Genomic DNA, 13,408 nt, shown 5'->3' with positions numbered 1-13,408 from the left:
GTGGCCCATCCAGACCCGCTGCCTGCGGAGGGCGGCCCTGGCGTGCACTTATCGCGGGCGCTCCAGGACGCGCCCGCGCTGGCGGCGGTAGCCGTGCGCGTGGCGATCGAAGTCCTCCCGTAGCTCTTGGCGAGGCTGAAGACGGTGAGCTTCCCGCCATCCGGGATGCCCGCTCGGATAGGTCTTGACCGATGCAGAACGCGGCGATGTGTCGGAAGCATGGTCGACGCTGATATCGCGGCCGCCGATCACAGTGACGTGCTCGTCCTCCCCTTGGCATGTTCTCTTGGCCCGCGGTCGTGCGTCAGCGCGGAGCCCCCCCTTTCGCTCGCCGGTTGATTTGTGGATCTGGCAGTGCCGCCGACTATGAGGCCGGCTGCGCGATGTCCAACCCCGGCGTCTCCGGGCGACAGCGCTCGTGACTTCTCGGATGCGCTGACCGCGCACTGGGCACACCAGCGGAGGGTCACCGGTGTCGGGCTCCCGTGTGCGGGAGTAGTGACGTGATCCATGTGCTGTGGACCCGCTTGCTTCGAGCACATCAGTTGGCCCTGAGATCCGGTGAGGCCTGGATGGACGGACGGTAGTCACTCGGGGCCGATTCGACGGGCCCCGGATCGGCGACGAGCATGCTCGGAATCCGAACTATTGCCCGTGTGCCGCCGTACTCTGATTCCGTCAGATGTACGGAGACTCGCTGGCGCGCAGCCAGCCGGCCGACTACGAACAGGCCGAGTCGGGTATCGCCGGAGAGCGCTGCGACGCTGAAGTCCGGAACCCTGGCCAACGATTCGTTGCGCTCGGCCAACTCTGCAGCAGACATGCCTATGCCCTGATCGGTGATCTCGATGGCGATTCCATTGCCGACGACGTGGGCCGAGATGTTCACAGCGGTCTCCGGCGGGGAGAACATGGTTGCGTTATCGGTCAATTCGGCGAGTAGATGAATCAGGTCGGCAACGCTGGCACCGTCGATGTCGAGGTCTGGCACCCGATTGATACGAATCCGCTTGTAGTCCGCGCTCTCCGCGACAGCTCCCCTTACGATGTCCAACAGCTGGACCGGAAGGCGCCATCGTCGCCCGGGCGCGTCGCCGCCCAGAATGGATAGATTCTCTGCGTTGCGTCGGGCACGGGTGGCGAGGTGGTCCAGTTGGAATAGCAGGTCAAGCCGTTCCGGGTTCTGTTCCCTGTGTTCGGCGCGGTCGAGCAGCTCGATCTGTTTGTGCACGATCACCTGGGAACGGTGCGCGATGTTGAGGAACACGGCGCGTACTCCGGCCTGAGTCTTCGACTCGGCTGCCGCCGAATGAACAGCTGCTGCATGTGCGCGGTTGAACGCATCGGCGACCTGTCCGATCTCGTCGAATCCGAAGTGGAGGGGAGCGAGGTCGGCGGTGTCCAACTCGCCGCCTGCGGCCAGCTTCTTGATGGTTTCTGGTAGCCGGCGGTCTGCGGTGTCGAGCGTTGCGCGCCGCAGTCGTCGTAGTCGGCCGATCAAGCGGTTGGCCAGATAGACTGCAAGGAGAACGGTGGCCACAGTGGCTGTCAACGCCACGGCTGCACCCCAGACGGATCGCCGTGCCAGTTCCTGGCCCTTGCGCTCGGCATCGTGATGCGAATCCGTGGTCTCGTCCACCCAGATCCCGAGCAAGTCGCTGGACAGCTCGGCGGCCACGGTTCGATAGTCGATTCGGCCGGGCGATGACCTCGTCAACGGAGCTTGGTTGTTGTCCAGCAACAGGTTCCACTCGGTGCTCGAGGTCAAGGAGAGCAGGCGCTGTCGGTGGGGACCTTCCATGATCGACCTGAGATAGGCAATTTCCCCCTGGGCCTCACCGACGCGGTGCTCGAACTCGATCCGTTCTGTGGGCTGGGGCTGCTCTCGGCGCAGGGCGATCTCGACGATGAGTTGCGACCTCGTGACCGCTTCGGCGGCGCGGAGCAGATGGTTTCCTTGACTCAATCGGGCTGCGATCGCGGCGTCTGGGGCCATCCGTGGCGACAATGCGGCGATACGCACGATGTTGTCGAAGTAGATCGCAAAGGCCGAGTAGCCCTGCTCCAACGGGATCGAACGTGCATCGATGCTTCGACGTAGCGGACCCAGTTCCTCGCGTACTTCCAAAAATGAGGTGATCTCGTCGGCGAGATCGGTTCGGATGATCGCGGCTTCGTGGGCTGCTTCGCGCAGAGCGGCGGCTGCGGCATCCACGGCCGTCCTGGCCGCCGGTAACCCACGCCCGGCGGACTCGTCGCCGGCCAGGTGGAGTAGCGAGACCCGCCTTTCTTCTTGAACGGCCTGCGTCAGAGTCGTTACCGGCCGCGAGGTTTCGACACCCAGCTGTGCCCAGCGTGCGGCCCGCTTTCCATCGCTGACCAGGTACGCGGCGGAACCGATTCCCGCGCTGAGCAGGACGATGCCGGGAATGAGCGCGACTGCCATGATGCGTGCCCGGACTCCGGCGCCGCGCGTGAATCGGGCTCGGCGGAGCGCTGCTGCAATGTTCGACTGGGTTGTCACCGAGGTGCGTCCTCACGACTAGAGCGTCTACTGCGGCGGACAGAGTAGACGTGATGCTCGCCTAGCCGGTAGGGATATCGAGTGCCTCAGAGCAAACCGAGGGCAACGATCAATCCAAGCCTGCCGACGCGCGATGTAATCACTGTGTTGGAGGTCATGACTGTGACACACCAGCGCCGTATAGGCAACAATGTTGCCGATAGTTGGTCGAGTAGTCGTTGCCGTGGGTCTCGGTACGGCGGCCAGAGTGACCGGAGGCGAGGCTTGACACACATTGTGATTGCGGCAACACTGTATCCATTATGGTGATAACTGGCGACGACATCAACTTCGACATGGTGCGCGGTACGAGCAATCACGTCGCGAACGTCGGGCCCGGCCCGGTGGTCGTAGCACTGCACGGCACGACGCGTCCGCTGCAGGAGGCCAGGCGATATCGGCGCGGCGCCGCCGTAGTGCGAGATGCCGTGCGCGCGAGCCGATGGTGGAGGGGCGGCGGCGTACATCGCGCGATTCGCGAGTCCGCTGGTGCCGGCGCCGATCGCCGACTCTGCCTCGCTTGGCAGGAGGATGAACGATGAGCCGTACACTTCTGCGAGGCGCGCAGGTCGTGACGATGGCGCCGGGGCGGCCCGATTCCGAACGGGTAGACATTCTCGTCGACGGCGGCGAGATCGTGGCGGTCGGCACCGGTCTGGATGCTGACGAGGCTGAGCTCGTCGAGCTCCGGGGACGAGTGATTATTCCCGGGCTGGTCAACGCGCACCTGCACACCTGGCAGACCGCCATGAGGCTTGCCGGCGCGGATTGGACTCTGCCGGAGTATCTGGCCCTTGCCCACGGTGATGCGGCGCGGCATTACCAGCCGCAAGACATGCGAATCGGTACCTTGGCAGGCGCTCTCGGCCAGATCAACTCTGGAGTGACGACGATCGGTGACTGGTGCCACAATTGTGTGACACCGGACCATACCGACGCGGCGATCGAAGGACTTCAGCAGGCCGGGATTCGGGCGGTGTTCATGCACGGGACTCCACACGCGCTCCTGGACCGCGAACACGACGTCCGTGAAATCGATCGTCTACTGAGTGGACCGATCGGGGCTACCGACTTGCTGTCGGCCGGGATGGCCATCAAAGGGCCGCAGCTGTCCAAACCTGCTGTGGCGATCGCTGACCTGCGAGCCGCAGCCGAACGTGGGTTGCTGGCATCGATGCATCAGAGTGCCGGTACACCCGGTCCGGGTTGGGAAGCTGTTCGTTCGGTGGGACTTTGGAGCCCACTCACAAATATCGTCCATGGAACCGGCTTGTCGGACGCGTGGGTGAGGACTCTGACGGACGCGGGAGCGACCTTCACCTCGACGCCGGAAAATGAACTCGGCCAGGGGCATTGCACGCGGCTCACCGAGCAGTTGCTGCGGCTCGGATCTGCACCGTCGCTCGGCACCGACACCGAGGTGGTCGTGTCCGGGGAGGTCCTCGTCAGCGCTCGGCTGGCCCTCGCGCGCGAGAGAGGAGAAGTTCACCGAGCGGAGTACGATCAGTCCGGCCTGGGGCTGTCGCGTGCCCCGATCACGGTGAAGCAGGCACTGTCGTGGGCCACCGTCGAAGGAGCCCGGGCGCTGGGACTGGCCGACCAGATCGGCTGCATACGCGCAGGCATGAAAGCCGACCTGGTGGTCATCGACGCTCGGATGCTCAATCTCTGGTCCTTCCACGATCCAGTCGCCGCTGCGCTCCATGCGAATGCCGGCAATATCGAATCGGTGATGATCGGCGGTACGTGGCGCAAACGCGATCACTCTGTTCTGCACACTGAACCTGCTGAACGAATCCGGGAAGAGCTGGAGGATTCGGGCAGTCGAATCGTCGCCAAGATCCGCCACTCCGGTCGGCTCGCCCGTCTACGACGGAACGTAGTCGGACGCGCGGTGCGGCGGCAGCTCAGGCACCAAACCCGGCTCCAAGCGGAGCCGTAGATGTGAAAGCCGCCGCGCGAGTGATCAAACGGCGAAGCGGAGTATCGGTCCTTCGGTCTGCTGCTTCTGCCGCCGCCTTAACGTGCTGTCTTTCGTGCATAGATCGTCGGACGTCGGCGGCACGCAGATACTCCGAGGGGTGCCGGATGGTGCTGACGATGCCGTCGGGGGGGCGTGCCGTTGCCATCTCCTCGGTGCGGGTTCTGGCGGCGCTGAGCCCGCTGCGGCGCTACGCACCCGCCGATTCTGCCTCCGTCACCGCTTGGGCGCCGACCGCACCGGCAGAGTGTCGAATCGGTGAATGATGTTGTTGTGTGCCCGCTCCGGCTTTCCCGCGAGTTCGATGCGGTCGGCGTGTAGTTGGTGTGCGCGCGGCACGATCTCGTCCAGAGCATCCGGTTCGACTCCGCCCGCAGAAGGCGTCACGGATTGACATTCTGCATGGACAAGGGCTGACGCGGCCGCGGTTGCGCTCAACGGCGACTCCGTTCCCGTAACCGCGAGTCCATCGCTTCCGTGGCCGGGGATCTGTGATATCGCCGGAACCCTCTACGCCGTAGATTGAACCGGAATTGCGATACCGATGACCGGTTCGCGCTGTGAGGGTGCGCAAAAGGGGCGGGGCAACGTCCGGTGAGCAAAGTCCCCATTAGTGACGACATGGCAACTACTGCGACGAATGTACCGAAGGTCAGTCCGATGGCAGGCAGACTCCAACGCTGGGCAGCGAGACCGACGCCGACAACCGGAATGGATATTGCCAGGTAGGCGACGACAAAGTAGCTGGACGCGATCTCGCCGCGGCGCGACACCGGGGCTGCCTGCACCACGGCGTCGAGGCCCTTGCTGAAACTGATGCCCTGGCCGCCACCGCCGCTCACCGCCGCCGCGATCAGCACGGGTAAGGACTCGGTAGCCAAGGCTACTGCAACGAGAACTGCACTGAGAACAAGGGCTGTGCAGCCCAGGATCAGGGCGGCACGGGCAGGTAGCCTTCTGGTCGCTACTTGAGCAACTGCGGAGGCGAGGAAGAGTGTGGAGACCACCACTCCGGCGATGGCCTTGTTGTGGGTGTGTAGCGACTGATTCAAGAATGTCGGGACGACCGAGGTGAACAGTCCGACGATTGAGAATCCGGCGAAAGCCGCCGGGGCGGCCCGGACGAAGACAGGCCTGGCTCCGGGCGGAATCGACAGCTTCTGTATCTCGAGCCGGGTATGCGGTTGCTGAGCAACAGTTTCCGGCACCTGATTGATTGCCAGCACGGCCGACGCGACCATCGCCATGTGAGTGGCGAACACGAGGTGTAGCGGCCAAGGGCCGTACTGCGCCAGCAGGCCGGACATCGTCGGCCCGATCCCCAGTCCGCCGATATTCGCCACCCCGGCCGCGACCATGGCGCGGGCCTTCCATGGTGGCGGCGCGATCTCGGCGATCATTGCGGTCGCCGTCCCGGTGAAGAGTCCGGCGGACAGCCCGGACAATCCGCGTCCGATCAGCAACTGTCCGACCGACCCGGCCGTAAAGAACACCAACGAGCTTGTCGCGGAACAGCTCAGCCCTGCGAGCAGTACAGGTCGCCGTCCGAGCGTGTCGGACCATCGACCGAAGAGAATCAGGGCTGTCACGACGCCCATGGCATACGCCGCGAAGATTGTCGTGGAGGTGCCGATGGCGAACCCGAATTCGGTCGCGTAGAGGGTGTACATCGGTGTCGGCAGCGTGGTGCCGAGCATGACGACTGCGAATGCGTAACAGACCAGTGACATGTCTCTGGCCGACGGCCCGCTTCGTGCGCAGGTGCGAGTGTGTCCGTCCTTGCAGGTTTCCGATGCCGGCCCAGTGCTCATGGCGCAAACAGTGCGTGATCGAAGTGCCCGCGTCAACGTATAACGGCAACGATGTGACCGATATTATATCCGGGCGATATCACGTCAAAGGCCTGGACGTTCTCTCGCAGCGACGACACCGAACGTCGCCGGTGTGGGGTCGGTCAGCAGTGGGGTGCTCGAGTCCGAGGGTCGACTGCGTCGTGATGTCGTCCGGCGGGCGCGCTGGGATCTGGCGGGCTCGAGCGCCCGTGAGTCGGGGCCGGTGGCGCCGCCGAGGTTGCACGCATTTCCCGCCTCGGTCCCGGCTACCTGTAACGGGTCATACTGGAGCCGTCGTCCGCGAACAGGTCGGGTGGCGGCCCGTTAGGCTTTCGATGGAGTTCGCCGTTGTCGAGCCGTGGTGCGATCTTTCGGTGGGGAAGCGGGATGTTGGTTGCCTAGTCCGGCAATGATCATGTCCAGGCCGAATCGGAACTCCTCTTCGAGCCTTTGCTCTGGCAGGCAATGGGCGACTGCGAGGGTGGCGGGGTACTGGTCCGGATCGAGCGCTTGGAAGAGGGTGGTGAGGCGAGCGGGCTCGGAATCGGGGCTGCCGGCGGCGTGGAGCTGAGCCGCAAACCCTATGACATGACGGGCCAATGTCGCGTATGTGCGGGCCGCCGCCTCGGGGGTGAAGCCCGCGTCGAGAAGTATCGTGAGGAAGCGTTCGCGAAGCGCGAGGGCATGGGGGCCGGTGGGAACCTGCTCGATCAGTAGCGGTGCGATCCCGCGATGCCGGGCGAGCGTGTCGAACATCGCTTGCGCGGCCGCCTGGCATGCTCGTTGCCAGTCACCTTCTTGGTGTGCGTCAAGCTCGAGATCTACCTCACCGAAAACGCGGTCGACAACGAATCCGACCAATTCGGCTCGGCCGCTGACGGCTCGATATAGGACTGCTGTGCCGGTATCGAGGCGCTGAGCGAGGTTGCGCATCGTCAGGGCCGCGGCGCCCTCCTCGTCGACCAGCAGGACTGCCGCGCTGATGATCTTGTCGAACGGCATGCGTGGACGGCCGGGTGGGCGACGACCCTGGCTGCCATCGGATTCGGTGCTGCTCTCCATGGCTGTATTGTCGCTGATCCGCACTTCGGTCATGTGACCAGTATACGGTTACGCCGTTTCCGGTATTGCCCAGAGTCGAACATATCGGCTATGGTGTTGCCGATAATATGGGCTGGCGATGGAGGGTGGGCAGGGGCCCGGCGAAGGGGCTCGCGGCATACGCGGGCTTCGAGTCGCTTGGCAAGGGCTGGCCGAAGGTGGGGCGATGGGGTCGGTGTCGGGCCTCTGTGGAGATCGGCGTTTCTTGTCGTCGTCGCCGTGGCCGCAATCGCGGACCGCTTTCGGATCCTGAGGTCTCGCCAAATTTCGGCGGTGGCTCCTTGCTCCCGTGCCGGCTGGGCCGGTGTGGCCGATCCGGCTCCGTCATTCGGGCTCGTTCATGGCCATGGACGGCAAAGTCGTGCTGGATCCTGCGGGCATCGCGCCATGTCGTCGCCGATGGGGCGGAAGGCTGATCCTGTCGGGTAAGTCGTTTCGGAGGATCGGGTGGCGCTTCTCGGGAATCGCTGTGGCGGCATCATATAGGTAACATTGTTGCCAATATGCCTTGACCTGGAGGAAGGTAACGGCAACACTGTAACCATTATGAGTAGACGAACAGACCCAGACGACTACATCGACGCTGATTCGCGCTTCACGACCGTCGACGGTCAGAATATCCACTACAAGCGGAGTGGGACCGGGCCCTCGGTGCTTCTTCTACACGGCAGCGGCTCCTCGCTGCACAGCTTCGACCGTGTGGCCGCCGCACTGTCGCCGTCATTCGACGTGATTCGCCCGGATTTGCCCGGCTTCGGCCTAACCGGCCCGCGCCTCGACCGGGACTACCGTATTTCAGCCTTCGCCGACACGGTAGGTGTCTTTCTGGACGCTATCGGCGTCAACAGGACCTCGGTAGTCGGTAACTCGATGGGCGGCAATATCGCCTGGAACTTCGCGCTCGATCACACGCAGCGCCTGGAGCGCCTGGTGCTGATCAACGCTACCGGCTATCCAGGTAAGTCGCTTCCCTTGGCGCTGAAACTTGCCCGCAACCCGATCGGGCGCGTGTTGATTCGTACGATGTCGTCCCGATCGGCCACCGAACGCAATCTGCGCTCGACCGTCGGGTCGAACAAGTCGGTGGTCGACGATGCGATGGTCGACCGGGTGTACGCGATGCTGACACGGCCTGGCAATCAACGGGCGTTCATCGACTTCGCCAACACCGAGCAGGCCGATCGCACCGCCGAGATCCCTGCGATCACAGTTCCCACACTGGTGCTGCGCAGCGCATCCGTCGATGCCCAGCATTTCGCGCGCGATATCCCGGGCAGCCTCGAACGAACGCACCCGAGCGCCGGCCATCTCCTCCCCGATGAAGATCCGGAGTGGGTGACCAGTGAGCTGTTGAACTTCCTGACGGCCGAGGCGTCCCCACTGAAGGAGGAACGGCGATGAAGTACTTCGTGGCGGCCGGCGAGACTCGCCGCTTGGATGAGGCCACCCGTGCGGAACTGCGCGGTGACTTCATCCGATGCCGCGATGGGATCACCCACTACGAGATGACCGGGCCCGCGGATGGTCAGGTCGTGGTGTTCGCGGGTAGTCTGACCACCCCTCTGTTCTACTGGGATCGACTCGTCGGCGAACTGCATGCCCGCGGCTTTCGTACCTTGGTATTCAGCGCGTACGGACGCGGCTATTCGGACCGGGTACAGGGCATCTACGACGAGGCGCTGTTCGTCAGGCAAATCGCCGACCTGACCGAGCGCTTGAATGTCACCGACCCCTTTCATCTGGTCGGAGCTTCGATGGGCGCGCTGGTAGCGATGGCGTTCGCTCGGGACAACACCGACCGAATCGCCACCTTCACTCTCGCCGGTCCCGCCGGGCTGCAGCCCGCGCCCGCATTCGCCTTCCTGCTGCGCAACGAAACGTTGGGCAGCTTGCTCGCCAGGAAGCTGGGTAGTAAGATGCTCGACCGGCATCTGTCGCACAATGTCCGAGATCCACGGCTGTCTGCGGTGCTTGCGGCGATGGTGCGTGAGTCCTATCGGTACGAAGGCTCGATCTACGCGTTGACCTCCACGATCGCCGCCTTCCCGTTGGCCGGCCGCGAAGGCCTTTACCGGCAGGTCGGCAGTCTGTCGTTCCCGAAGATGTTGCTATGGGGCGACCGGGACGAAGTGACCCCGATCGCGAGCTTCGACAAGGTGGAGGCCCTCTTGGCGCCAACCGAATCGCACATAGTTTCACCCTGCGGGCACATGGTGCCCTATGAAGAGCCGACCGAGACCGCGCTTCGGTTCGCTGAATTCGTCACAGCTGTCAGGAAAGAGTCGTCGCGATGAAGACCACGCCAAAATCCGGATCGACCGACGTCCTGATTGTCGGTGCCGGGCCGACCGGTACCGCTCTGGCTATCGATCTCACCCGCCGTGGAGTGGCAGTGCGGATCATCGACAAGGCTGCGAACGCGTTCGAAGGCTCACGGGCGAAGGGCGTTCAGCCCCGCAGTCTCGAGGTGCTCGAGGACCTCGGTGTTCTCGACGATGTCCTCGCCGGCGGATCGACATACCCGCCTCTGGGTATCCACGCGGGCCCGCTGACGCTTCCGTGGCACATGATCTCGCGCAACGACAAGACATCCGATGTGCCCTACCCGAATACATGGTTGATTCCCCAGTTCCGTACCGACGCCGCGCTGCGTGCCGGACTGCAGCGGCGGGGTGTGACCATCGAAACCGATTGTGCGTTGACCGGATTCGAGCAAGGTCCGGACGGCGTCGTGGCGACGGTCACCAGCCCGGCTGGTGACGAGGAGATCAGCGCTCGCTACCTTGTCGGTGCCGACGGCGGTGGGAGTGCCGTCCGCAAAACAGCAGAGATCAGCTTCGATGGCAAGACGGACGAAGCGGATCGAATGATCATCGTCGACGCGGCGATCGACGGTCTGTCCCGGAACCGGTGGCACGTGTGGCCGCGGCCCGGTGGCCGCTTTCTGGGTGCCTGCCCGATCCCGCATTCCGATCGCTTCCAGGTGATGATCCGCCTGAAGATCGGTGAGGAGCCCGCTCTCGACGCGGCGAGTCTGAATGCCCGGGTTCGCAAGCATACCGGCGACAAGAGCCTGCGCTTGCACGATATCGGATGGTCGTCGGTGTTCCGGCCCAATATTCGCCTCGCGGAGCATTACCGGACAGGTCGAGTATTCCTAGCCGGAGATGCCGCGCACGTGCATCCTCCCGCCGGCGCGCAGGGCCTCAACACCGGCCTGCAGGATGCTTACAACCTGGGCTGGAAACTCGGCCAGGTGCTCGCCGGGGCGCCGGAGAGCCTCTTGGACACCTATGAGGCCGAGCGGCAACCGATCGCTGCCGGAGTGCTGGGTTTGGCGACCAAGAAGTACGAAGGCCTGGCCAAGTTCGACCCGTCGGCGATCAAACGTGGCGATGACGAGCGCCAGCTCAGGCTCCACTACCGGGTCGGCCCGCTTGTGCCGGCCGATTCTGACCACACCGCGACACTGTGGGTCGGTGATCGTGCCCCGGACGCGAAACTACTGGACGCGAACGGGGGAGCCCGACGGCTTTTCGACCTCTTCACCGGATCGCACTTCACCGCGCTCGCGTATGGCCCCGAGGCCACCGAAGAACTGGCGAAGGTGGCGTGGCCCTCGTCGGGAGCGGGCCTGAAGAAGATCGCCGTCAACGGCGGCGATGAGGTCGGCGCCGACGTGGCACTCATCGATATCACCGACTCCTTCGTCCAGGCGTACGGTGTGTCTCGTCCCGCTCTGTTGCTGATCCGTCCCGATGGCTATATCGGCTCCATCGCGACCGAGGACATGGGTCCGGCGACTGAGGCGCACGCCGCGGCGATGATCCCAGCCGTCCACCCCTCGGTGTAGTCCGGTACCAGGAGCCTCGATACGCGCGATACCCCTGAGTAGGCTTTGACAGGGCGAAACGCGATGCGCGATGTGATGGGCGGTCGCGCCTTGGTCGACCTTCGCATCATGTTGCCTTCCATGCGGCTGCCGTTTGCCTTTGCGTGGGAGGCGGTCGCAGGCGGTGGGCTCGCGCGGTCGCCGTCGACGATCTGGTCGACCAGAGATATCCGGCGATGCTCTGTCAAAGCTTGTTCTCCGTGGAGCGGCCTGAATCCGCCCCTGTGACCAAGAATCCCGACCAACCGGATGCTCGGATAGGTGTCTGCGGCGCGGAGAAGCTCGATCAGCCAGCAGGGCCCACGGTCCTGTGCCATCGAAAGGAACTTCGCACCTGTGAAACTCGCCAACCTCGAAGGCAGAGCCACCCTGGTCACCGATGACGGAATCGTGGATATCCACGACTCCTCCGACGGGCTGTTGCCCTGCGACCCGGACCGGGCAGTCGAGAATCTCGCCGAAGTCGGTCGCTGGTACCGGCAGGAACGCCCCGATCTGGACCCCTCTCACACTGCGTTCAGCTTGGCGGCCGATCCCGTTCTTCTGGGCCCACCAGTGGCGCGGCCCAGCCAGATCTTCGCAATCGGGCTGAATTACGCGGCCCACGCCGCTGAGACCAACCGCCGCCTCCCAACGACGCCGCTGGTCTTCACCAAGTTTGCTTCCGCACTGGCCGGCCCCGGCGACACCATTGCTCTGCCTACACAGACCTGTGATTGGGAAGTCGAACTGGTTGTCGTCATGGGCCGCACTGGCCGCCATATTCCGCTCGAGAACGCACTGGAACATGTCGCTGGATACTGTGTCGGACAAGATATTTCCGAACGAAGCTCCCAGACGGCTGGTGAGCGGCCCCAGTTCTCCATGGCCAAGAGCCACCGTGGGTTCGCACCCATCGGGCCGTGGCTGACCACACTGGACGAGCTGGCCGATCCGGAGGACCTGGTCATCGAGGCGAGCATCGGTGACGAGAACGTGCAGGCCGGACGCACCTCGGACATGATCTTCGGCGTTTCCGCGCTCGTCAGCCATCTTTCGCAGATCTGCGAGCTGCGTGTCGGTGATCTCATATTCACCGGCACCCCTCCGGGGGTAGGGCAATCACGCACACCGCCAAGATTTCTCGTGCCCGGAGATCTGCTCTGTTCCCAGATCCATGGGCTCGGCGGGCTGCGCAATCGAATCGTCGACGGGTGCCCTCGTGATCGAAACTGACCGTGCCGTACCTCTGCGCAGGACGCGGCGATCGAGGGGGTCGAGCCGAAACAAGGTTCGGGATCATCTAAGGCTTCGGCTGCGATGAATGGCCGACGGGCTGCCGGGTTCGGTTGGAATGCGACCGGGGATTCGAGGTGACCGGAGCATGACTGGTTGCGGATCCACTCTCGACTGGGCCTGCAGTCCGTCGGCCCGGGTGGTCTACCGGGGGCGTTGCGAGCCAGCCTTGCAGTGCTTACAGGTGGCTGCTCAGCGCAACTGGCGGCTTGCTGTCGACGCACTGCACCACCATGTGGTTCCCGCCATAGCGGTGGCGAGGCCGGACGGTTCCTTTCACCTTGACGGTGCCCAGCACGTCGAACCGGTCACCACCGAGGGAGCCTCGCGGCAGAACACGATCTACCTGATGACAGCGCACCTCTTCGACAGACCTGGTGAAGCCTCAGGATCGAGGCTCTTCCTTGTGCCCGCTTGCCGATTCGACGTCGAAACCGGTGCGTTGCAACGCCGCAACGGTCTGTTCGCTGAGGCTGATCTGGAGGGCGATTCTGATACGAGGGGTCCGATCCGGGTGCGCCTCGGTGGTCACAGGGTTGCGGCCAAGGGGTGGTTGCTGGGTCAGACCGGTGAATCGTTCGCCCGAGTTCGGACTGTGCTGGAAACGACAAGGCCTGAATGGATTCCGCATGTCAGCCCTACCGCGCCGCCGCACCCGTAGGACTTGTCGGATCATTTTCGGCGCGAGTGGTTCGGCGTCCTGCAGCCGGGCGCATCAACGAACCTGAATGGAGAACATTGCGGTAGGTGCTAGGCGTCTGTCG

The 13,408-nt window shown here is 64.1% G+C and carries 9 protein-coding genes; 6 read left to right on the top strand and 3 right to left on the bottom strand.

From position 1 onward, the window contains the following. Nucleotides 1–541: 541 nt before the first annotated feature. The gene (locus tag V8688_RS01265) at nucleotides 542–2,524 is read right to left on the bottom strand and encodes an ATP-binding protein (RefSeq protein WP_342799957.1); all 1,983 of its coding nucleotides are present in this window, start codon (nucleotides 2,522–2,524) and stop codon (nucleotides 542–544) included. 577 nt (nucleotides 2,525–3,101) lie between these two features. Here V8688_RS01265 and V8688_RS01260 point away from each other — a divergent pair. Then, on the top strand, nucleotides 3,102–4,505 hold the full coding sequence (locus tag V8688_RS01260) for an amidohydrolase family protein (RefSeq protein ID WP_342799956.1): 1,404 nt from the start codon (nucleotides 3,102–3,104) through the stop codon (nucleotides 4,503–4,505). Between the two features lie 473 nt (nucleotides 4,506–4,978). Here V8688_RS01260 and V8688_RS01255 read toward each other — a convergent pair whose 3' ends face one another. Continuing rightward, nucleotides 4,979–6,274, bottom strand: coding sequence for an MFS transporter (locus V8688_RS01255; RefSeq protein ID WP_342800001.1), 1,296 nt, complete (start codon nucleotides 6,272–6,274; stop codon nucleotides 4,979–4,981). Nucleotides 6,275–6,700: 426 nt separating this feature from the next. Continuing rightward, a complete protein-coding gene (locus tag V8688_RS01250; RefSeq protein ID WP_342799955.1) occupies nucleotides 6,701–7,471 on the bottom strand; it encodes a TetR/AcrR family transcriptional regulator C-terminal domain-containing protein in 771 nt (256 codons plus the stop codon). Nucleotides 7,472–8,023: 552 nt separating this feature from the next. On the opposite strand from V8688_RS01250, the gene V8688_RS01245 reads away from it, so the two are divergent. From V8688_RS01245 to V8688_RS01225, 5 genes are all read left to right on the top strand, one after another. Continuing rightward, complete coding sequence (locus V8688_RS01245; protein ID WP_342799954.1) at nucleotides 8,024–8,878, top strand: alpha/beta hydrolase; 855 nt, start codon at nucleotides 8,024–8,026, stop codon at nucleotides 8,876–8,878. Further along, nucleotides 8,875–9,771, top strand: a complete 897-nt coding sequence (locus V8688_RS01240) for an alpha/beta hydrolase (protein ID WP_342799953.1) — start codon at nucleotides 8,875–8,877, stop codon at nucleotides 9,769–9,771. The genes V8688_RS01245 and V8688_RS01240 overlap by 4 nt, the downstream gene beginning before the upstream one ends. Next, complete coding sequence (locus V8688_RS01235; RefSeq protein ID WP_342799952.1) at nucleotides 9,768–11,330, top strand: FAD-dependent oxidoreductase; 1,563 nt, start codon at nucleotides 9,768–9,770, stop codon at nucleotides 11,328–11,330. The genes V8688_RS01240 and V8688_RS01235 overlap by 4 nt, the downstream gene beginning before the upstream one ends. 375 nt (nucleotides 11,331–11,705) lie before the next feature. Continuing rightward, nucleotides 11,706–12,584, top strand: a complete 879-nt coding sequence (locus V8688_RS01230) for a fumarylacetoacetate hydrolase family protein (RefSeq protein WP_280221555.1) — start codon at nucleotides 11,706–11,708, stop codon at nucleotides 12,582–12,584. Between the two features lie 244 nt (nucleotides 12,585–12,828). Beyond that, the gene (locus V8688_RS01225) at nucleotides 12,829–13,305 is read left to right on the top strand and encodes a hypothetical protein (protein WP_342799951.1); all 477 of its coding nucleotides are present in this window, start codon (nucleotides 12,829–12,831) and stop codon (nucleotides 13,303–13,305) included. The last annotated feature ends 103 nt before the right edge of the window (nucleotides 13,306–13,408 follow it).

The organism is Nocardia sp. No.11 (assembly GCF_038752175.1).
GTDB lineage: Bacteria > Actinomycetota > Actinomycetes > Mycobacteriales > Mycobacteriaceae > Nocardia > Nocardia canadensis.
This window is presented reverse-complemented; position numbering and strand designations above follow the sequence as displayed.

Bases quoted from the DNA above. Each gene is read 5' to 3' on its own strand.
- V8688_RS01245 (WP_342799954.1), top strand. From the start codon at position 8,024: ATGAGTAGACGAACAGACCCAGACGACTACATCGACGCTGATTCGCGC.
- V8688_RS01240 (WP_342799953.1), top strand. From the start codon at position 8,875: ATGAAGTACTTCGTGGCGGCCGGCGAGACTCGCCGCTTGGATGAGGCC.
- V8688_RS01250 (WP_342799955.1), bottom strand. From the start codon at position 7,471: ATGACCGAAGTGCGGATCAGCGACAATACAGCCATGGAGAGCAGCACC.
- V8688_RS01260 (WP_342799956.1), top strand. From the start codon at position 3,102: ATGAGCCGTACACTTCTGCGAGGCGCGCAGGTCGTGACGATGGCGCCG.
- V8688_RS01255 (WP_342800001.1), bottom strand. From the start codon at position 6,274: ATGTCACTGGTCTGTTACGCATTCGCAGTCGTCATGCTCGGCACCACG.
- V8688_RS01235 (WP_342799952.1), top strand. From the start codon at position 9,768: ATGAAGACCACGCCAAAATCCGGATCGACCGACGTCCTGATTGTCGGT.